The organism is Glutamicibacter bergerei, assembly GCF_054495185.1.
Window position 1 is genome coordinate 1,387,415 of the sequence record NZ_CM137131.1, and the last position, 21,238, is coordinate 1,408,652.

Sequence of the window (21,238 nt, forward strand, 5' to 3'; positions counted from 1 at the left end):
GCCATGGAACTGACAGATCTTCAACGCTATTCAGCCACGGCCACCCGCAGTGCCCAGGTGGTCATCGGCGCGTATTCAACTTCCTTTTCATTGGCCTGCAAAATGCTGGACCGCGTTTCTGCCCAGCACATCTCCAATATTTACGCGTTGGTCCGTCTGGCTGATGAGGTAGTAGATGGGGTAGCCAGTGAGGCCGGTTTGAGCGGTCCTCAGGTGGCAGCCGTCTTAGATGCCTTGGAAGCGGAAACCGTACAGGGAATGGAACGCGGGTACAGCACTAACCTGGTGGTCCATGCCTTCGCAGCCACCTGCAGGGCCACCGGTATTGGTGTGGAACTAACCGAACCATTCTTCGCCTCGATGCGTGCAGACCTGGTTCGCAACGATCACGACGCCTCCTCCTTAGAAGACTATATTTACGGTTCAGCCGAAGTCGTGGGACTGATGTGTTTGCAAGTCTTCCGCGCGATGCCAGGCAAACATCACAGTGATTCACCCAAGGCGGCACAGGCCGCCAGAAGCTTAGGCTCAGCCTTCCAGAAGGTGAACTTCCTGCGTGACCTTGCCGCCGATAGCCAACAACTGGGACGTAATTATTTCCCTGGTGCTGCGGCCCACACATTTAGCGAGGCCCAGAAGGATGAGCTAGTCGCACAGATCTATGCAGACCTGGCAATAGCGCGAGAAGGCATTAACCTGCTCGCTCCCAGCGCCGCGCGAGCGGTACGTATAGCCCACGACTTATTTGCCGAACTCAATCGACAAATAGATAACACCCCGGCGCGGAAGCTGCTGACCGGGCGGATCTCGGTCTCAACACCACGCAAGGCTTTGATTACCTTTAAGGCCGTGCTCGCGACTATTTCTTGGAGTACTAAATGAGCACAGCTTCTTCGCGCATCGTGGTGATTGGCGGAGGGTTCTCCGGACTGGCCAGTGCCGGTTTGCTGGCGGCCAGCGGACACCAGGTGACCTTGCTTGAACAGCACGCCAGCTTAGGCGGTCGCTCCGGACGGCTGCACCGCGAAGGCTTCAACTTTGATACCGGACCCTCCTGGTACCTTATGCCCGAGGTCTTTGAACACTGGTTCAAGCTCATGGGCTCCAGTGTGGACCAGCACCTGGATCTTCGTCAGCTACCGGTTGGCTACCGAACCTTCTTTGAAGGTAGTGACAGCCCGGTAGAGGTAGGAACCGGCACGCAAGTAAAGGACCTCTTCGAGCAGCTGGAACCGGGCTCTGCCCCTGCCTTAGCGAAATACTTGGATCGGGCTGCGACCGGCTACAGGCTGGCCCGGGATCATTTCCTCTACGACGATTTCAACACGCTCAAGGGCTTGGTACGCCCGGCGATAGCGCGCCACGCGCTGACCTTGGCTACATTGCTGACTAATAACTTGCAAGGCTATGTAGCCAAGCGCTTCCGCAATCCACAACTGCGCCAAATCCTGGGTTACCCTGCAGTGTTCCTGGGCTCCAGCCCGAAGCGCACCCCAGCTCTCTATCAGTTGATGAGTCACTTAGATCTCACCCAAGGGGTGCAATACCCAATGGGCGGATTCGCGGCGCTCGCCGATGCGATGGGTGAGCTCGCGCAGAGCCGTGGAGTCCAAATCAAGTTGGGAGCTACAGCCACCAAAATTGAAACCGCGCGGCGCCCGGATGCCGCGGTGGAAGCAGTGCGCTGGGTTGATTCTGTGGGCAGGATGCAACGTACTGAAGCCGATGTGGTCATTGGCGCGACAGACTTGCACCACCTCGAAGGGGAACTACTGGACCCCTCGCTGCATACCTACCCAGCGAATACTTGGAAGTCCAAAGATCCTGGACCAAGCGCGGTACTGCTCTGCTTGGGCGTCACCGGCAGCCTTCCGGAACTCGAACACCACAACCTGTTCTTCACCAAGGACTGGGACGATAACTTTGCACGCATCCACGAAGGCCGCGAGCTGGCTACCCACACCAGCATCTACGTGTGCAAACCCAGCGCCACCGATCCCTCCGTTGCTCCGGAAGGACACGAGAATCTCTTCATCTTGATCCCGGCGCCAGCCTTACCTCAATGGGGTAGCGGGGGAGCAGACGGTCAAGGAGACCCAATGGTGGAACGGGTAGCTGACGCGGCCATCGACCAATTGGCGCAGTGGGCCAAGATCCCGGATCTGCGAGAGCGCATTGTGGTGCGGCAGAGCATTGGACCAGCAGACTTCGCCACCCAATACGGTGCCTTCCAAGGCTCCGCTTTAGGACTGGCGCACACCCTGGGGCAAAGTGCATTTTTACGCCCGAAGAACCGCAGCAGCAAAGTATCTGGACTCTACTTCGCCGGAAGCTCGGTACGACCAGGGATCGGCGTACCCATGTGTCTGATCAGCGGGGAACTCGCCGCTAAGGCGGTTAACGGCATCACTACCCCGGGAGCCATCGATGAGACCAGCTGGATGTTGAAGCACGGGATGAAACTATGATTTATCTACTGATCTTGCTGGGATTGCTGACCTGCATGGCCCTGCTGGATGCGCGCTTTAAGCTCTTCATATTTGCCAAGCCGCTGGCCGCCCTACTGAGCCTGATTCTGGGTACGGCGTTTTTCCTCCTGTGGGACGTATTGGCCATCAGCCAGGGGATCTTCCTGCACCGAGATTCACACCTGATGACAGGAATCATGGTGTCCGAACAACTGCCGCTGGAAGAAGTCTTCTTCCTGATATTTTTGTGCTATTCCACCATGGTGGTGGTCACCGGACTACCGGTAGTACGCCGCACACTGCGCAGGAACAAAGCGATGACTACCGGAGGCCACAATGTTTCTTGATATGGGATTCTGGTTTGTCGCAGTAGCGGCATTGTTGTTGCTCATAGTCCTCCTAGCCAAACGGATTCCTTATGGTCAGGCGCTCGCCGTACTCGGGATGGCACTGGGCATCATGCTGGTGCTCACCGCCGTCTTTGACAATGTGATGATTGCCGCCGGGCTCTTTGATTATGGGGAGCAAACCTTGCTTGGCCTGTATCTGGGACGAGCACCTGTAGAGGATTTCCTCTACCCGCTAGCAGCGGTGATTTTGATGCCTGCGCTCTGGTGGCTCTTTGGCGGCAAGCCAACTGTTGAAAAGGAGGCGGCGGAATGATCCGGGCTATTTTAGCGACCTCCCGCCCGGTGTCCTGGGTGAACACCGCCTACCCATTCGCAGCCGCTTACCTGATTGCCGGACAGCACATTGACTGGCTGCTGGTGGTTGGTACCGTGTTCTTCCTTTTCCCATACAACCTGCTCATGTATGGGGTCAACGATGTCTTTGACTATGAATCTGATCTGCGCAATCCACGCAAGGGAGGCATTGAGGGAGCGCTGTTATCCAAGAGCAAGCACCGCATGATCCTCGCCGCAAGCCTGATCAGTGCGCTGCCGTTTGTCGTGGCACTGCTGCTCGGTGGTACGGCGCTTTCAAATATCATCTTGCTGATCAGCCTGTTTGCGGTCCTGGCCTATAGTGCACCGAAGCTGCGTTTTAAGGAACGCCCTGGCCTCGACTCCTTAACCAGCTCGATACATTTTCTCTCGCCCGCGGTTTACGGCTGGGTGCTGGCAGGAAGCGCCGTGGGAAGCACCCAATGGTGCGTATTCGCCGCATTCTTGCTCTGGGGAATGGCCAGCCATGCACTGGGTGCCATCCAGGACATCATTCCTGACCGTGAAGGACAGCTCGGATCAATTGCCACCGTGCTTGGCGCGCGATCGACCCTGCACCTGGTTTTAATTGCCTACCTAGTGGGCGGGGCATTGCTGGTTCTGGGACTGCACTGGCCTTCGGCCGCCGCCGCATTACTGGTCATCCCATACCTGCTCAATGCGTTGCCTTACCTGCGGGTCACGGATGCAAATTCCCAAGAAGTCAACCGGGCATGGAAGAGGTTCCTGTGGGTAAATTACCTCTGTGGCTTCTTGCTTACTATGCTGATTATTTACACCACCATGTTCGCCTAGGCGAACCACGAAGCTAAGGAAGTAATCACTTCATGGACGTCATCTTGCTTTCCGAGGACGGCGAACCAATTGGCGCATGTCCCAAGGAATTGGTGCACACCGAAAACACCGCCTTGCATCAGGCGTTTTCCTGTTATCTGTTCAACTCCCAAGGCCAATTGCTCATCACCCGCCGGGCACTGTCGAAGCTTACCTGGCCAGGGGTCTGGACCAATTCCTTCTGTGGCCACCCGATGCCAGGGGAGCCAATCGAGGAAGCGGTACGCCGCCACGCAGCACATGAACTAGGCGCGCGCATCAGCGAACCGAGCGTTGTACTGCCGGACTTTGCCTACCGTGCCGTAGATGCTTCGGGCATCGTGGAAAACGAACGGTGCCCGGTCTTCGTCGCGACCCTGGACAACGAACTGGCACCTAATCCGGATGAAGTCATGGATTACCACTGGGTGAAGGTGCAGAACCTCGAAGCCTCGGTGTCGCAAACCCCCTGGGCGTTCAGCCCTTGGGTGGTAGAACAACTCGCCCAGTTCTCCCCGCAGCCCGCCCACTGAGTCCGCGTTTTTCTCGCCTCCCATCGGCTCGAATGCGTCGTGATAAGTCTGGCGTTTGGTACGGCACTGTACCGTGAGCTGTATGGGGTGGTCTATTGTGGCCTGCTCCACAAAGAAAGAGAAAACAACGCATGAATTCGACAAATGGCCTGTCACTGGGTGTCATTGCAACTTCGCAGAAGACCGATGAACGGCGTTTACCGATCCACCCGATGCACTTTGAGCGCATCGAAGAGCGCTTCCGCAAGCGAATGATGGTGGAAACCGGATACGGGCTGGCCTGCGGCATCGATGACGAACAACTCGCACCGCTGGTAGGCAAAATTGCCTCACGAAGCGAAATCATGAAAACCGCAGATATCGTGCTGCTGCCTAAACCGCAGCATGCAGACCTCGAAGAAATGCGTGAAGGACAAATCCTCTGGGGCTGGCCACACTGCGTCCAGGATCAGAAACTCACCCAACTGGCGGTAGACAAGAAGCTGACGCTGATCGCCTTCGAAGCGATGAACCACTGGGGTGCCGACGGAAGCTTTGGGCTTCATGTATTCCACAAGAACAACGAGCTAGCCGGCTACGCTTCGGTACTTCATTCCATGCAGCTGTGCGGGGTGACCGGAGACTACGGGCGCCGGCTGTCTGCAGTGGTCATTGGATTCGGCGCGACCGCTCGCGGCGCGGTGACCGCTTTGCGGGCGCACGGTGTCAATGAGATCAAGGTGCTGACCACGCGTGCTGTGGCAGCGGTGGCCTCGCCCATTCACGCGGTGGACATGGTGCAATTCGAACACGACGAGGGTCCTAATCTGGGCGAAGTGACCACCGAATCCGGCAAGGTGCCTTTGGCGCCGTTCTTGGCCGAACACGATATGGTCATCAACTGCACGCTGCAGGATCCCAATGCACCGCTGATGTATCTGAGTACCGAAGAACTGGGTGCCTTTGCCCCGGGAAGCCTGATCGTTGATGTTTCCTGCGATGAAGGGATGGGCTTCGAATGGGCTAAGCCGACCACTTTTGCCGATCCAATGTTCAGCGTGGGAAAGAACATCAACTATTACGCGGTGGACCATTCGCCCTCCTACCTGTGGAACTCGGCCAGTTGGGAAATCAGCGATGGATTGCTGCCATTCCTCGACGTGGTGCTCGCCGGGCCTGGCGCCTGGAATGAGAATAGGACCATTGCCAGCGCCATTGAAATTCAGGACGGCATCATCAAGAATCCGGCCATCTTGGAATTTCAGCACCGTGAGGCGAACTATCCACATGAATTGCTAGTTTAAGATCTCTCCAGACTGTGATTGGTGAGATCTAAGTCAGTCTTCTGCGTACCGACCGTTTATGGTTGGTACGCAGAAGCTCTATAGCGCGTTGGTCAGTTCGCTTAACGCATCGATATCGAGCAATGTGATTCGGTTTCCTCGTCCTTGAACGATGACCCGAGCCTCACTGAGCGAACGCAACTGACGGCTAATCGACTCAGGAGTGGTGTCCAACAGCGAGGCAATGTCTTTCTTCGCCAGGGGGAGTACCACTTCCAATGCTCGCTCAGCGGATGCCACCGCCGGAAGTGACAGCAAATAATCTGCCAGGCGAGAGCTGACATCTGCGGAAATCACCGCAGCCAAACGAGATTCTGTTTCGCCTAAGCGGCGGCTGACATCTTGAAGCATGCACAATCCGATGCTTGCATGACGTTGTATCAACTGGGCTAAGTCTGCATGGCGAAAAACGCACAACTGAGCGTCCTCCAGCGCAGTCGCATCATTCTCTGGACTGATTCCTGTCAGGAACGCAGACTCACCAAAAAAATCTCCCGGACCCAGAACCCGGATAATTTGTTCGTGACCGTTGGAATTCGTGCGGGAAATCTTTACCCGCCCGGTATGCACCACCAGCAACTGAGAATTGTTGCTGGCAGCAGAGTAGAATACCTCGGCGCGGTCCAAATGAATCGCATGTGCCACCCCGGCAACCTCTAGCTGTTGCTCGTAGCTCAATGATTGAAATAGCGGTACTCGGCTTACACAAAGCTCGTTTGCTCCCGCAGATTTCTCCGTAGCAATACTGGTGTGCATCAGATCTTCCTTACCCTCAGCTATGCCCTTATCCTCCATGAAAAGACGCACAACTGCCACCGCCAAAGTTATCTGGCTGTGGCAGTTGTTCTGCTGCTTAGCGAAGTGCTGCCTTATTCTTTTGATCCTCTCCCGTGGCGACCTGGTCAGGTACGGCAACTTGCGTGGGACGAACCCGCATCAGCCGCATGGCGTTGAGGATGACAATGAGCACCGAACCTTCGTGGACGAGCATTCCCAGCGACATGCTCACCCCGCCGGCAAAGACTCCGGCGAGCAATATCAGCACCGTGCCCAAGGCAATGGTGATGTTCTGTCGCATGATCCGTACTGTGCGTTGGGCCAGCCAGATTGCTTCCGGAAGTTTCAGCAGCCGGTCTCCCATGAGCGCGATATCCGCAGTTTGCACTGCGACCGCCGAACCGGCAGCACCCATGGCCACACCGATGTCCGCGGTGGCCAAGGCCGGCGCATCATTGACCCCGTCACCGACCATGGCCACAACGTGACCTTCGCTCTGCATTTGTGCGACGGCGGCGAGTTTGTCTTCCGGGAATAAGGAGGCATGGATTTCATCAATTCCCGTCGCCGCAGCGATAGCTTCTGCCACCTTGCGGGAGTCTCCGGTGAGCATCACGACCTTCTTCACCCCGATGGCGTGCAATTCGCGGATCATTGCCGGAGCCTCGGCACGAATCGTGTCGGCTACTGCAATCACTGCGATGACACGGTCTTCCAGCGCGATAATCATGGCGGTTTTTCCTGCTGCGGAGAGCTCGTCAGCAACTTCTGCCGAAGCACCCAATTCAGTAATTCCATATTGAGCCATGAGCGCGGTATTGCCCACCAGAACCTGTTGTCCTTCAACGTGGGCAACGATTCCTTTGCCAATCACCGGGGTGACATCTTCGGCTAGAGTGGTGGGAGAAACCCCTTCGTCACGGGCGGTGTCCAAAATCGGTGCAGCTAGCGGGTGCTCGGATCCTGCCTCGGCGCCGGCGGCCCAGCGAAGCACTGCTGAACGATCCATCTTCGGATCGAGCACCACGATGTCGGTGAGCACAGGGCGCCCCTCGGTGAGGGTGCCAGTCTTATCTACGGCTACCGCGGTGATCCTTGCGGCATTCTCCAGATATTCGCCACCCTTGATCAGGATTCCGTTCCGTGCCGAGCGTCCTATACCTGCCACAATGGCCACCGGGATAGAGATCACTAATGCACCTGGGCAGCCAATGACCAGCAACGTCAGTCCAAGTACCACGTCTGCAGAGGTGAGCCATGCCAGCAGGGCGAGCAGCATTACGGCCGGGGTGTACCACTTGGAAAAACGATCAATGAAGGTTTGGGTTTTAGCCTTGGCATCTTGGGCTTCTTCCACGCGGTGAATGATGCGTGCCAACGTGGTGTCAGCGCCGGTGCCGGTGGCCTTGACTTGAAGGAAGCCACCGTGAGAAATAGTTCCCGCGAACACCTGGTCTGCGGCCGACTTTTCAACCGGGATGGATTCGCCGGTGATGGTGGCTTCGTCAATCGCCCCGGTGCCGCTGATGACCAGCCCATCCACGGGGATCTTGGCACCGTTTTTGACTAGTACCGTCTCGCCCATCTTCACCTCGGTGGCAGGTACCTGAACCTGTTCACCATTGCGCAGGACGACGGCTTGATCAGGAACTACCGCGACCAGCTCGGCGAGAGCAGCGCGGGTTTTATTCATGGTTCCTGCTTCCAACGCGTGGCCTACGGAGAAAAGGAAGGTCACCGCTGCCGATTCCCAGAAGTTCCCAATCAGCACAGCGCCGAGGGCAGCGATAGAGACCAACAGATCAATACTGATGAACTTCACCTGCAGGGCCCGTACCGCGTTCACGCTAATTTTGTAGCCGGCCACGATTCCACCAGCAAGCATCAACGCGTTGGACAGGGTAAATACATGGCCCGTCTCGTGGGAGTGTTCGGTGGCTGCAAACCACCAGCGAGGCGTCAGCGTGGCGTTCCACTGCCCGGCAAACAGGTACTGAACACCGAAGGAGAGAAGAATTAGCAGACCGGAAACCACAGGAATAAACCAGTTTCCGTACCTGAATTTGCCAAGCGCTTTCACGAGCACGCCGACCTTTCTGAATTATCGACAGGAGATTAGAAGGCCGAGACCGCGGACTTATATCCGGCCTTGTCCACAGCGGCAATGAGTTGCTCAACGGAGGTTTGGGCTGGGTCGTGGTCTACCTCAACGCGGCCCGAGGCGAAGTGCACCTGAACTTTTTCAACGCCTTCTAGTCGGCCAACCTGTTTCTCGATTTTGGATACGCATGAGGGGCAGGAGAAACCTTCGGCACGGAGCAGGGTGTGGGTGCTTGCAGTCGTGTTGGACATGGTGGAACCTTTCGCTCAAAAAAGAGAAGGAGCAATAGTTGGAGGGGATTCCAACCATTGCTCCCGAGCGTATCTATGTGCTGAAATATTGTCCTTGACGTGGATCAAGTGCCTGATTCGCGGAAGTTCTTGCTGGCAAGGCGCCAACTGCCCATGCGGTTGTGCGTTAGATCGAGCGTGAAGCGAAATGTGCCGAAAGCTGTTGTCGATTACGCGTACCGGTTTTGCGGAAGAGTCGGGTCAGCCGCGCTTCCACGGCACTGACCGTAATGAACAATTCTTCGGCGATGTCCTTATTAGTCATCCCTTTTCGAACCATGGCGACCACCTGGGCTTCGTCGGTGGACAGCATTTGGAAATACGTGTCCTCCGAGGTGCTGGCGGTGACGTTTGAGAGCTGGGAATCGACGCGTTGCGCCCAGCCTAAGGCGCCAATGTTCCGGTAGATGGTGCGCGCAATGACAAGCTGTTCGATGCTCTGTTCTTGCCGCCCAGCAGTTCCCAATCGGTTGCCAAAGCAGTGGTGGATTCTTGCGAGCTCAAGTTGGCCATCGGCAGGTTGCCACATATCGAGGAGTGCTTGGAAACGAGCGAGAGAAATATCGCCGGACAATGCGATTGCCTGAGCGCGAAGTATCAACATCTTTGCATGCCGGCCCGTTATCCTGGCCATCAACGATTGAGTAACCCTGAATTCATTGGCTGCTTCCTGGGCATGATGCGCGCAGGACAAGGCCTCGATGAGATTCACACAGGTTTCTACATAATGGATACTGACGATCTCGCCATATTCCAGTTGCGCCTGCTGAAAGTACGTGATTGCTTCATCAAACCGGGCGCTCAACAGCGCTTGCAGACCTTGAAGCTCGGTGACGAGTGTCGCGTAAATTGAGGGCGGCTGATCTATGGCGAACGGACGCAAGGCATCCAGGACGGGGCCGGCCTGATCGGGACGGTCCTTCATAATCCAATACCAAGCGTTGATAATGCTTGGTAGCGGACGCATCAAGTCCACACTGGACGAAGAGTTCCAGCGTTCTACCGCTCGTAATGCCCGCGGTACATCATGGGCAGTGATAGCAAATTGGGCTTCGTAGAGCAGCCCTAAGGATTGGTAGACGATCTCGGTACTGGTCCCGTTCAGCAGCGGCAGAAGTGCAGTGCGCGCCTGTTCGTGGTAACCGAGCGTCGAGAGCGCAGAGGCGACAGTCAGGAATGTAATGCCATTAACGTCGGCTGCTTTTTGCTGGATCACCGACTGATAGAGGGACATCACCGACGCTTGATTTCCGGTATACGAGTCATGGAGTACTTGGGCGTGTTGGAAGCGTGGACTGGGTGCAGATTTAGCTTCGGAAAATAATCTCCGGGCACGCTGCAAATCTGCGTGGGCTTCCTCAAGCTTTCCATCGAGGCACAGGGCAAGGGCGCTCATGCTCAGTAGATTTGCGCTGAGTGCGAGGCTATTGACGTGATGCTCTTCCACCGCACTACGGATACTTGCAGTTGGGGTATTTGAGCCTTCTAGGACGCGGAGTTCTACCTCATTGTTTAGCAGCATGAGTTTCTCGTCAGGGGCCAGATTGAAGCCATCGAGATATTTGATGTAGCGCCAGGCGATACCTAAATGTCCACTGCGGATGAGTTGCTGAACGAATAGCAGCAGTTCGGGAGCCGGATGCTCACTATCGAGGCGAGTCAGAGCCCATTCAGCTACTTCAATGGCTGCATGGATCAAGCCGGCTTCAACCAGGCGGACGGCACCACGGATTAGCTGGCGTGAGGGTATCTGCGAATCGTCAGCCCGGCTTTGATGAAATAGCCTGAGCTCTATGGAGTTTGCGGCTTCGGCGAGGAGCTGATGCATGTGGCGGCGTTGCATGGAGCCGATACCCCAAAACAAATGGCTGCGCATGAGGGCATTGGGAAGAGTGAGTAATTCTTGGCTGAATCTCACGACACCGGCGTTAACCAGTTCGCTGAGGTCATGCTCCGTCACATCAGGAATTTCCAAGGCCACGGCGTATGGCAGTACCGGACCAATCGCGATGTATTTCAGTGCCGTAATCTGCGGTGCGGAAAAGCGCACTTCCAGAGCGCGCAGTGTGGAAGAGGACTCTAGCCGTGCATGGTACGGAAGCGTCAGCGGTTCCTGATTCGACTTTTGTGCCTCGGACAAGGAACGCACATGCTCAAGCAACGTCCCTGGGTTTCCACGAGCAAAACAAACGAGAATTTCGGCGACGGAGTCCTGCAGCTCAAAGACACTTTCGTCTATGGCGATCTGTTTCAGGGTCAGTGAATCCATCATCTCCAACGAAAAGCGTTGGAAGACGTCGAATGGCTCAGGTACCGTCGCCGAATTAATTGTGGCAATGAAACTTACGCGGTTGCCTTGCAACCGGCTTGCAAGGAATCCTAAGATCCGTTGGCTGTCGGGATCCATGAAATCTAAATCGTCAATGAGGAATACCGTGTCTGGTTCAATTTTTTCGGTGAGTTCTTGAAGCAGAGCTATGGCGATTCGATAACGGTCGACCTCAGAATTCGTGGAATCAGGGATGAGTCCGGAGATCTCTGGTGAAAGCTTCAGCGGTATAGCCGAAATAAAAGACAATAATCCTGACAACGGCCAAGTCGAATCATGTTTGTTAGAACGGATGAGCCGGTGGGGTTGCCCGTCGAGCCGCTGACCAATTTGTTCGAGTACCCAGGATTTTCCCAAGCCGGACCCGCCCGATACGATGGCAACTCTGTCACGGTATCCTTGCGTGAATTTTCCGAGCTTATCGACAAGCATTTGCCTATTACGCATGGGATGTTCCCGGCCAAGACTGATAGAGCCCGGTGGCAGAATGCGGATGTATGAACAACACGTCGAGTACTCCCCAAAGCACATAAATCAGGTCCAGAACTGATGAACCTGTGCAAGTGCAGGTAACGCCCCCAGCGATACCTGGCCGAACATTATTATGTTCAACTAATCCAACAATACGATGAAATTGGGAATAGGTAAAAAGTATCACGCAGTGTTTCAGGAACTAATTGTAGATGCGTTTAGCATCTTGGATGTATTGCCGCCTAAAAATAAACTTGGCATATTTTCTTCTGTCCGGTGGGTGCTGAAGAGTTAGTGCCGAGCGCACTGCAACTGTGCTCTAAGCATGGAGAATATTTCTTGGAACTAGGCAGAGAAAGACTTAAACCCACCGTGGCGACGTTGTTTGCCGATGCTCTTCGTGTTCGCACATCGAGTTCAGCTGGAGAAGACCAGCGCGCAGCCTGGATTTGCCCCAGCATTGGGGCTGTTCGGTCACCGCCAAACGGCGCGTGCACGCACGATATTACTTCAAGAGCTATCTCAGAGTATGCGTTTAACGTGGGGTTAACCCCACATTTCTTTCATCGTTCTGGGGTTTTCTATATTCGCCACCGAATGCACTAGCCAACTTGGCATGCTCGAGTTCAAGCTTGTTTCAGGACGGACCGACAGTTTGCTGGGCAAGTGTCAACTTACTGTGCACTTTTGGGGGAGTACAGAGGAAACGTTGCGCTGGCCCTGCGCCTGTTCGAACGAAAGCGGGAGCACCGTAGTATTCTGAACGGTATATTGGAGACTTCTTGGGGGAAGCATCATGACCGTACAAAATATTCACGGAAAACTCGGCCCGTCAGATGTTGTCGATACCGGAGACTCGCCGCAAAAATTCATAGGCGAGAATCCGCGTATTGACAACAAATTTGAATACGACATCGCAGTGATCGGTTTGGGTACGGTCGGACTGCGGACACTTCACAAACACTGCATCTCCAAAGCCAGGATGCTCGGTTTTGATGTCTCTGAGTCCCGACTCGCTGAGCTTTCCCGTGGCTCCATGAGCTTGTCGTTGCTCGAAAACAAGAGGATCGCCCACGCGATTGATTCGCAGCTGTTGACGCTGACTGCCGATCCGGCAGAACTTGCTAAAGCTGCAGTGCTGATCATCTGCGTACCCACACCAGTCCCTGAAACCAAGGTCCCAGATTATTCGCCTCTGCGCGATGCCTGCGGCCTCGTGGTGGACGCAGCGTCACCTGGTCAGCTCATTGTGCAGACCATGACAACCTATCCCGGCGCTACGCGCGAACTGATTGTGGAACCGTTGCGGGAACGATCCTTAGTGCCAGGCATTGATATACACGTGGTATTCAGTCCGGAACCGGCTAGCGCCGAAACCTCCCAGCAGAAAAATATTCATGCCCCTCGACTAATCGGTGGTTACACCACCTCCTGCCGTGAAACGGCAGTGGAATTTTTCGGACGTGGAGCATTCAAATTTCAGCGTACTTATGGTCTGGAAGCCGCGGAGATGACCAAACTCTTCGAAACCGCTTACCACGCGGTAAATACGGCGCTGACTAACGAATTCGCGCAAGCTTGCACGGCGCTCGATCTTCCATTCGAAGAGGTCCTCCAGTCGGCCAATCTAAATCCCGAGGCTGTTACGGGACCATTTGCTGGCGCTGGTGCCGGTGGTTACGAGTTAAGCATGGACCCGCATCATTGGCTCAATCAATCACAGGCTCTTGATTTACAGCTTCCGGTACTGGAAGCGGCTGTGGAGTCCAACAAACAACGCCCTGCCGTGGTGGTGCAACGTTGTGTGCGTGTGCTCGCAGATTTGGGAAAAGAGCTGTCCAATTCCAAGGTGCTGGTCATTGGTTTGTCCCATCAACCGGACACCGCGGATCTAGTTGGTTCTCCGGCGCTGCAGGTTATGGATTTGCTGCTCAAATCCGGGGCCGACGTTGGATTCCACGATCACCACTTTGCCGGACCCATAACTTTAGGGGACGTCCATGTTCAGGGATACCCAAATCCGCGTGGCTTCCGTGCAGATCTGATCTTCCTCAACATCGCGCACAGCTACGCGGACCTGTCTTGGATCAGCGATGCCGACACGGTGATTGATGGGACCTATAGAGCCACCGGAATCCTGAACCGGGTGCCGCTGTAAGCATCTAGATGATTTTCTGCAGCGCTGGTTCCACTTTTTCTGCACTGCATCTCAGCGCAGATTGATCCGCCGGCGTCGGTCGTTTTTCCCGCGCAGATCGCGGTTCAGCCTGCGATCGCCTTGGTACAAAATCGTTTCCCAATCCGTTGTTTCCGGAGTCGCTGTGGGGTAGGACGCAGCCGGAACAGGAGTCTTCTTGGGACTCACGAAAAGCCAGGACACCACGCCGAAAAACATATCCGAGATTGAATTCTTAATGCCGATATAAGCTCGGATGGCGTACGCCGCAAGAGTGGCATTCAACGCGGCAAACACCGCGTTGCCCCAATTTTCATGGAGGACATCGCGGTAGAGCGTGAACAAGGAGAACAACACGATCAGGTACGGAACTAAAACGTGCAAGGCAGGAGCAGCCGTCCGGTTGCGTACCTTGGGGGTTCTGGCGAACGGGATCTTTTCGCCGGTGAAAGCCTGCTGAATGGACTTGAGCACCCCGGCCATATTAACCGGCAGAAGGACGAGATTAAATCCGTAGATGCGGAAAATATCGCTGAAGCGGTGCCCGGAGTCGCGCAGGTCCCAGCCCATGCATAAGAAATACGGAAGTGCGGCGGCAAAAATCAGGGGACTGAGCAGGCGGCTGTCATAGGGGTAGGCAAGCAAAAAGATCAGTCCGACGCTTGCCCAAGCGATTGAAGACATATAGTTCACGCGCAGCAGGATTTCGCGCAAACGCATGGGATTGCGCTGCAGGCGCCGCTCGTGCGCCTGTTTCCAAAGTTTCGGCATGATCAGCAACCCGCCGTTGGCCCAACGCCGGCGCTGCACTACCAAAGAGCCGAAGTCCGGGGGCGTGGCGGAGTAGCTCAGCCGCTCGGGATAGTTGGACAGCCCCCAGCCATGGGTGCCTAGGTCGATACTCGATTCGGTATCTTCGATGACCGTGCGGTCCTGGATATAGGTGTGGATCTCATATCCGCCCACCGTATTAACCTGGACGATATCCTGCAACGCTTCCTTGCGGATGACAGCATTGGCTCCAACCCAGAACGTCGCATTGTAGTGTGTTTTGCCCTGGTGCAGGATGTGCTGAATATCGGTGGTTGCCCCGGCGATGCGTTCGATACGAGTCGGAGCTCCGCGGAACGACGAGTACGGAGTCTGGGTGACGGCGATGCGCGAGTTTTCCTCGGACTCAAGAAAATACACCAGGCGCAGGCAATAGTCGCGCAGAAGTATCGAGTCTGCATCAAGGGTCAGCAGGTAGGTGCTGTCCGGGATGTTGATGAGCCCCTCGGCGGCCGCGCGCCGTCCCTGTGGCAGGTATTCACGCAACACCAAGGCATCGCCGCGTTGCTCGGAAAGCCAGGTCTTGCCCATCAGCGAAATATAAGAGTTGAGATTCATCGCCTTGTTGGCCTCTTGAGAGAGGCTTGCAAAACGCTTTCGTTCGAAGTAATCGAGTTTGACATCAAATATCCTTACCAGCCGCAGGTGCAATTCCTCCATGCGGGTCCGGTCCGGTGCGCTGTGCTGGGCTTCGGCCGATTTCAGTGCCAAGAGCGTCAGGCGCAATTCTCGCGCCAATCCCATGAGGACCGAATCGACGAAGAATTCTTCCACATGGTCGTTGACTGTTTCCTGTTCGGCCATGGTCTCCAGCCATTGGGCAGACCACAGGTACGAGCCAGCTAAGTCAGCCAGCAGCTGCGCATCGGCACAATTGCCTGCCTGGCGGAATTTGTCCAGGGCCGCGCGGGTATGCTTCAAAGGTGATTGCAGGGCTTGCTCGATATCACCGGTCAGCGCACGGGTTTCGGCCAGCTTCTCAGCCACCTCCGGTTCGCTGGGAAACGGGTTGTCGTCGATCAGCAACACCACCCGAAGCTGCGGGAACTCCTGCAGAGCGGCGGACCACAATGTTGCCCGCACCACCGAGGGCTCCTCCGCGTAGCTGGGCACCAGCACCGTAATGCCTTCCTGGTGGTTGCTGAAATGCCCGTCCAGTTCGCCGCGCGGTACCCGCACATGGGCTGCAAAGCGGTTCATTGCTCCCTGGCGTGCTGTCAGATACATGAGGGCTGAAAAAGTCAGCAGCGTGACTACCAGCAGGTAGAGGACCGCCTCGAACTGGAAGCGGAAGCCGACCCCCGGATTATTCGCAAGCTGCCGCAAAATGGTGCTGACCACATAGGAGAACCAAGCGGCAATGGTGGTCACAATTGCTACGCGGCCCCACGCCAGTTTGCGCCGAGACGGAGCCGGATGCACTATCGACAGCGGCTCGGAGCGTTTTTCCGAACCCCACTGGCGCCGTCTGCTAGATCCTGGCTGCTCGGTACCAATTTTTGCCGCGCTCATGCGGGATCCCTTCGCGAGAATCAAATTCGAAGCTGAGCACAAAGACTGCGACTGTTCACATGCCGGCATAATTCCCTGAGGCGTGCCGCCGGCGGAGCTTCGTCCCAAGGCCTATATGGTGCGCAATTAGCCTAATCCTAGCCTACGAGGCTACGATAATTTCGCGGGTGCGAACTTTTCCATCCGGCGATGGGATACTTCCTTGCTGGTCGCTTATGCTTCAAATCCTGCGTCCCTTTCCGTTGATATTCATCATTGCTCCTTTAAAGGGGAACCCATGGCTCTAGAGTTTCAAGGTCGGCGTTTGTCGCCGGTACGACTGCTGATTCTGGTAGTTTGTCTTTTTGCTCTGGTTGCCACCGGACTGATGTTCTGGCAGCGGGCACAGGACAGTGCCCAAGCGGCGAATACCAATCAGTGGTTTGGGTCCTATGTCGATGCCACCTCGACTCCCTTTCACGATATCGGCGCGGAAGTTGTGCCGGGGCAACGGGTAGTTCTCGGTTTTGCCGTTGCGGATCCGGACGATGGCTGTGCCCCCTCGTGGGGCGGTTATTATTCCCTGGATGAGGCAGCCGAGACCTTTGATCTGGACCGACGAGTTGCCCGGGTCAATGGCAACGGTGGGCAGATCGTCATATCCACTGGCGGGTTGCTGAACTCTGAGCTGGCCACGGCTTGCGAGGATCCGCAAGCAGTCGCCGCTGGCTATTCCCAGATCTTGGATAGGTATCAAGCGACAACCCTGGATCTTGATATCGAGGGTGACGACTTGAGCGATGCCGCCGCCGGTGAGCGCAGGACCAAGGCACTGGTGCAACTGCAGCGAGACAGCGATGTCCAGCTGTGGCTGACCCTGCCGTCGGCAACCTACGGTCTGGCCCCGGAAGGAGTCGCAGAGGTAAATAGGCTGCTTACCGCAGGCGTTGAGCTCACGGGTCTGAATCTGATGACCATGAACTTCGGCGACACCAGAGACGCGGGCCAGTCGATGGGTGCAGCCTCCATCGAGGCCGCCACGAACGCCCGGAAGCAACTGGACGACGCCTACCGCGCCCATGGCCAGAACTTGGGGGAGCATTCATTGTGGCGCAAAATCGGTGTGACTCCGATGATTGGGCAGAATGACTTACTCGGTGAGGTTTTCACCCTGCAGGACGCCCAAGAACTCAACACATTTGTGCTGGACAAGGGTATCGGGCGCGTCTCATTCTGGTCCGCGAATCGTGATGTTGGATGCGGTGAGAATTTTCCCGACCTGACTCGGGTCTCCAACAACTGCAGCGGCGTCCTCCAAGAAGGCGGACAATTCGCTTCAGTCCTCTCCGCCGGTCTAGGCCAGCTGCCGATGGAGGAAGACGACACGCCACTTTCTGGCGCCGTCGAGGCGCCAGTGGAGACCGCCATTGCCGATGATCCAGCCACCAGCCCCTACCCGATCTGGAACAGCGACTTCGCCTACGTCAAAGGCGATCGGTCAGTCTGGCGCAAAAACGTCTACGAAGCGAAGTGGTGGAACGAGAATACTGCACCGGACGCGCCGGCAGCAGACGGGCAGCCGTCGCCGTGGATCCTGGTTGGCCCGGTGCTTCCGGGAGATAAGCCTGTTGCGGTCCTTCAAGCACCAGTGGACCTCTACCCTGAGTGGAACCCAAAGAGCGTCTACACCAAGAATGACCGGGTGCTCTTCGAAGGCAGGGTGGTTCAAGCCAAATGGTGGAATACCGCGCAATCGCCGCAGGCGGTGCTCCAAGGCGCCGATGATTCGGCGTGGACGGTCCTGGACAATGCTGAGGTTAAGAAACTCATTGACGCGGCAAAGCCGCCAAAACCTTAGGGCAGAGGCTCGCGGTCTGCGTCCGTGCATGCAGATGCTTTGCGGCTAACCGGGCTTAAGCTGCAGGGTCGAAGCCGTCGGAGAGGTAGGCCAGCGCTTCGTCGAGGCTTGACACGTATTTGGCGATGTCCGTGTTGCACATGTCTGCCAGCATGAACCCGGCAAGGACCCGGTCTACGCGGCTTTGTCCCAGCAGAGCCAACCGTGTAGTGGTCTTGGATTTGTTCAGCCGTGGCGCCACCTCGGGGCATACGTCAACCAGTCCGCTCATGTGAATAAGGGCGCGGATGCCGCCTTCGGGTTCGTCATGGAGCAGATACGTGGTGATTTCATGCAGCAGCTTGGGGTCAAGTGTGGTTCCCGGGGGAAAGCTGATTTCCCGGATGTTCGATTGGAGAACGCGCACGGTCCATTGCGCCTGTGCATCGGACTGCGGCTGCGCTTCCATCGGTTGAATGATCATCGTTCCCCACATGTGATCTCTTTACTGCACCTGCGCCTGGATTCAACTGAACCGTGAGGCGAAAGTCACTAATATTTCCCGTGCCAGTCTATCCCAAAGTTTGACTAATTTTTACCCTGCCATGGTAGGGGCGTACCCGCCAGGCATACCGTAGAAATATCCTTGGAAATACGTTGCTCCCAAGCCCTTCAAGGCTTCTTCCTGGGCGGCAGTTTCAACACCCTCCACGATGCAGTCGAGCTCGCAGGCGGTTGCAAGATCAAAAATCGAACGCAGGATCGCGCGTTGCCGCGCGCTGGTTTCCACCTCGGTGTTCAGCGAACGGTCGATTTTCACGCCGGCCACAGGAAGCTTGCTCAGATAGCCGAAGGAAGAATAGCCAGCGCCGAAATCGTCAATGTACACCTTCACGCCCATGTTTTTCAGGCCCTTGAGCGTGTACAGCTCCAACTTGCCATCGGAAATATAGCGCTCCTCGGTGACCTCGATGACCATGCAGCTGGCAGGGATCTGATACCGGCGCAGCAGCTCCTGGACGATATCTGGAAATGATAGATCGCTGAGTTCCGCGGGGGTCACGTTCACCTGCACCCGGAAGTCCTCAGGCACCGCACCATGTGCTCGCCACGAGGAAAGATCAGACAACGTCGCAGCAAGTATTCGTGCGGTCAGCTTGTCCGAGATACCGGCGGCTGCCGCCAGCGGCAGGAACTCGATGGGAGCCAGCACCCCGAGCTGCGGGTGCGCCCATCGGGCCAATGCCTCCACCCCCACATGCGCCCCGGTGGCAGCGCAGACGATTGGCTGGTACACCGGGAAAATTTCCTTGTAGGTCAGGGCATTTCTTAAGGCTGCACTGAGGCTCGCCTTCTGATGCCGCTCATAGAGCATGTACTGCTCAAACTGCATGACCTTCTGGGTGGCGTGCCGCTTGGCGACGTACATTGCGGTATCCGCCTGCTCGATCAATTGCTCGGAATTCTGCACGGGCTTGCTGCTGGCGAAGCCGATGCTTCCGCCGGGGGTAATTACCGACGTGCCCAGATCCATGGTTTCCTGCAGCACATTGCTGATCCGCTGCCCCATGGCCTGCGCGGTGACTAGATCTGCGTGCGCCAGAACGGCGAACTCGTCACCGCCAAGCCGAGCCACAAAATCCCCGGGCCGGATATTGGCTTCCAGCCTCCGCGCGACCTCCCGGAGTACTGTGTCGCCGGCGTTATGCCCGTGGGTGTCATTGATGTGCTTGAAGGAATCAAGATCCAGCAGGAACAGCACCGCCGCTGGTTCGCCGCGCTGCAGCGATTCACGGTGGGCATCCAGCGCGCGGATGAGCGCCGCGCGGTTTGCCAGTCCGGTCAGTTCATCGCTGTAGGCCATGAGCTCCAGTGAGCGGCGGGCGCTTTCCAGCAAAGCCGTGCGCTGTTCAACACGCTGCTCCAACGCGTCATAGGTCGCTCCCAGGCGGGCTGCCATGGCTTTGATGCCCACGGTGATGGCATCCACGTCGTCGCGCAGCGGGCTGGGGGATAACGAGACAGAGAAGTCGCCGCTGGAGATGCTCACAATCGCGTCGACGATTTCCTCGATGCGCGGATCAGAATTCTCTCTCACTTGCTTGCTCCTTGCTCGCCGGTGCTCTGGTCTGTCCACGAGGCCACGTAGCGCATCTTCTGGGCAGCCAGCGCGTCGCGCCCCAGAGTAGTCAGCAGCTCGGCCCACCACTGGTAGAGCGGCACCAGATGTTCCCCGGAGCCGGCGTACTGTGCGGCAAAATCTTCGAGCAGCTTCAGGCCCGCCTCGGGATTTCCGCTCAGCGCGGCGAGACGCGACTGGGTCAAGCACAATCCCATCCGGTCCAGATCCCCGGCGTCGATCAGCTCGAACGCTGTTTCGGCGCGCTGCAGGCAGTCGCGCGTGGCCTGGTCGAGCAGTGATGCCTGCAGCCTCAGCTCGGTGGACGCACGGTTGAACCGTGCCCACAGCAGCATGTCCTTGGCCGGAGTGAGCAGCGCCGCCGCCCGGTCATGGTAGTGCAGTCCAAGCTGGGGCTGGTCGACCAGGAAAGCCAGATTGCCCAGGGTCCAATAGGCTTTGCCCTGTTCGTGGGGATCGGCAACCAGGTGCAGGCAGTCATCGAGCAGGCTGTGCAGCGCCCATGCGTCCTGGAAATTCCCGGATTCCACCAGAGCCGCAATGAGCACCTGGTAGACCTGAACGCGCAGCGGAGAATCTGCAGGAAAATCGATGCTGCCTTCCCGCGCTTGATGGGCCAGGCCCAAGGCAGGTTCCACCTGGCCCAGGCAGCGTTTAGCGGTGGATGCCTTGCACAGTGCGGCAACCTGCAAATCCGGGCGTTCAAGCAGCGCTGCGCTGTGCAGCAATTGTACGGCCACAGAATCCATGAACTCGTAATCATCGGCTTGATGGGCGGCCGAACAGATGGCGTCCTGGACCAGCCAGGCGGTCTCTGGATCGGTTTCCGGGCAAAGCTGTGGGAGCAGCTGCCTGCCCAGCACGCATGCCGCTTCGTATTCTTCAGCCTGCACCGTGTGCAGCAGTTTCGAGACGGACATTTGCACGGAGGCGA

General features: G+C 56.7%; 17 protein-coding genes. 9 read left to right on the plus strand and 8 right to left on the minus strand.

Annotated elements, in window-relative coordinates; genetic code table 11:
- Positions 1 to 3 precede the first annotated feature (3 nt).
- The 7 genes from ACX5K5_RS06430 (at position 4) to ACX5K5_RS06460 (ending at position 5,822) form a co-directional block, all read left to right on the plus strand.
- Positions 4 to 882, plus strand: coding sequence for a phytoene/squalene synthase family protein (locus tag ACX5K5_RS06430; protein WP_188687156.1), 879 nt, complete (start codon positions 4 to 6; stop codon positions 880 to 882).
- Entirely contained in the window at positions 879 to 2,468 is a 1,590-nt protein-coding gene (gene crtI, locus ACX5K5_RS06435) for a phytoene desaturase family protein (RefSeq protein WP_459175216.1), read from the plus strand. Before ACX5K5_RS06430 ends, crtI begins: the two co-directional genes overlap by 4 nt.
- The gene (locus ACX5K5_RS06440; protein WP_459175217.1) at positions 2,465 to 2,815 is read left to right on the plus strand and encodes a lycopene cyclase domain-containing protein; all 351 of its coding nucleotides are present in this window, start codon (positions 2,465 to 2,467) and stop codon (positions 2,813 to 2,815) included. The genes crtI and ACX5K5_RS06440 overlap by 4 nt, the downstream gene beginning before the upstream one ends.
- Entirely contained in the window at positions 2,805 to 3,131 is a 327-nt protein-coding gene (locus ACX5K5_RS06445; RefSeq protein ID WP_459175218.1) for a lycopene cyclase domain-containing protein, read from the plus strand. Before ACX5K5_RS06440 ends, ACX5K5_RS06445 begins: the two co-directional genes overlap by 11 nt.
- On the plus strand, positions 3,128 to 3,988 hold the full coding sequence (locus ACX5K5_RS06450) for a prenyltransferase (protein WP_459175219.1): 861 nt from the start codon (positions 3,128 to 3,130) through the stop codon (positions 3,986 to 3,988). Before ACX5K5_RS06445 ends, ACX5K5_RS06450 begins: the two co-directional genes overlap by 4 nt.
- A gap of 32 nt (positions 3,989 to 4,020) precedes the next feature.
- On the plus strand, positions 4,021 to 4,539 hold the full coding sequence (gene idi, locus ACX5K5_RS06455; protein WP_459175220.1) for an isopentenyl-diphosphate Delta-isomerase: 519 nt from the start codon (positions 4,021 to 4,023) through the stop codon (positions 4,537 to 4,539).
- A gap of 131 nt (positions 4,540 to 4,670) precedes the next feature.
- Complete coding sequence (locus ACX5K5_RS06460) at positions 4,671 to 5,822, plus strand: N(5)-(carboxyethyl)ornithine synthase (protein WP_459175221.1); 1,152 nt, start codon at positions 4,671 to 4,673, stop codon at positions 5,820 to 5,822.
- A 78-nt stretch (positions 5,823 to 5,900) separates the two neighbouring features.
- On the opposite strand, the gene ACX5K5_RS06465 is transcribed toward ACX5K5_RS06460, so the two are convergent.
- From ACX5K5_RS06465 to ACX5K5_RS06480, 4 genes are all read right to left on the minus strand, one after another.
- Complete coding sequence (locus ACX5K5_RS06465; RefSeq protein ID WP_188687152.1) at positions 5,901 to 6,617, minus strand: Crp/Fnr family transcriptional regulator; 717 nt, start codon at positions 6,615 to 6,617, stop codon at positions 5,901 to 5,903.
- A gap of 97 nt (positions 6,618 to 6,714) precedes the next feature.
- Positions 6,715 to 8,718 carry a heavy metal translocating P-type ATPase gene (locus ACX5K5_RS06470; RefSeq protein WP_459175429.1) on the minus strand — a complete coding sequence of 668 codons (2,004 nt, stop codon included), beginning with the start codon at positions 8,716 to 8,718 and terminating at the stop codon, positions 6,715 to 6,717.
- 35 nt (positions 8,719 to 8,753) lie between these two features.
- The gene (locus tag ACX5K5_RS06475; RefSeq protein ID WP_188687147.1) at positions 8,754 to 8,990 is read right to left on the minus strand and encodes a heavy-metal-associated domain-containing protein; all 237 of its coding nucleotides are present in this window, start codon (positions 8,988 to 8,990) and stop codon (positions 8,754 to 8,756) included.
- 166 nt (positions 8,991 to 9,156) lie between these two features.
- On the minus strand, positions 9,157 to 11,805 hold the full coding sequence (locus ACX5K5_RS06480) for a LuxR C-terminal-related transcriptional regulator (RefSeq protein WP_459175222.1): 2,649 nt from the start codon (positions 11,803 to 11,805) through the stop codon (positions 9,157 to 9,159).
- A gap of 820 nt (positions 11,806 to 12,625) precedes the next feature.
- On the opposite strand from ACX5K5_RS06480, the gene ACX5K5_RS06485 reads away from it, so the two are divergent.
- Positions 12,626 to 13,987 (plus strand): nucleotide sugar dehydrogenase, encoded by a 1,362-nt coding sequence (locus ACX5K5_RS06485; RefSeq protein ID WP_459175223.1) that lies wholly within the window; start codon positions 12,626 to 12,628, stop codon positions 13,985 to 13,987.
- Positions 13,988 to 14,038: 51 nt separating this feature from the next.
- Here ACX5K5_RS06485 and ACX5K5_RS06490 read toward each other — a convergent pair whose 3' ends face one another.
- A complete protein-coding gene (locus ACX5K5_RS06490; protein WP_459175224.1) occupies positions 14,039 to 16,348 on the minus strand; it encodes a glycosyltransferase family 2 protein in 2,310 nt (769 codons plus the stop codon).
- Between the two features lie 277 nt (positions 16,349 to 16,625).
- Here ACX5K5_RS06490 and ACX5K5_RS06495 point away from each other — a divergent pair, with 277 nt between their 5' ends.
- On the plus strand, positions 16,626 to 18,185 hold the full coding sequence (locus ACX5K5_RS06495) for a chitinase (protein WP_459175225.1): 1,560 nt from the start codon (positions 16,626 to 16,628) through the stop codon (positions 18,183 to 18,185).
- Positions 18,186 to 18,240: 55 nt separating this feature from the next.
- On the opposite strand, the gene ACX5K5_RS06500 is transcribed toward ACX5K5_RS06495, so the two are convergent.
- The 3 genes from ACX5K5_RS06500 to ACX5K5_RS06510 all read right to left on the minus strand — a co-directional run bounded on the left by ACX5K5_RS06500 (position 18,241) and on the right by ACX5K5_RS06510 (position 21,224).
- Positions 18,241 to 18,648, minus strand: coding sequence for a hypothetical protein (locus ACX5K5_RS06500; RefSeq protein WP_459175226.1), 408 nt, complete (start codon positions 18,646 to 18,648; stop codon positions 18,241 to 18,243).
- A 111-nt stretch (positions 18,649 to 18,759) separates the two neighbouring features.
- On the minus strand, positions 18,760 to 20,262 hold the full coding sequence (locus ACX5K5_RS06505; protein ID WP_459175227.1) for a putative bifunctional diguanylate cyclase/phosphodiesterase: 1,503 nt from the start codon (positions 20,260 to 20,262) through the stop codon (positions 18,760 to 18,762).
- Positions 20,259 to 21,224, minus strand: coding sequence for a hypothetical protein (locus ACX5K5_RS06510; RefSeq protein WP_459175228.1), 966 nt, complete (start codon positions 21,222 to 21,224; stop codon positions 20,259 to 20,261). The genes ACX5K5_RS06505 and ACX5K5_RS06510 overlap by 4 nt, the downstream gene beginning before the upstream one ends.
- Positions 21,225 to 21,238 lie beyond the last annotated feature (14 nt).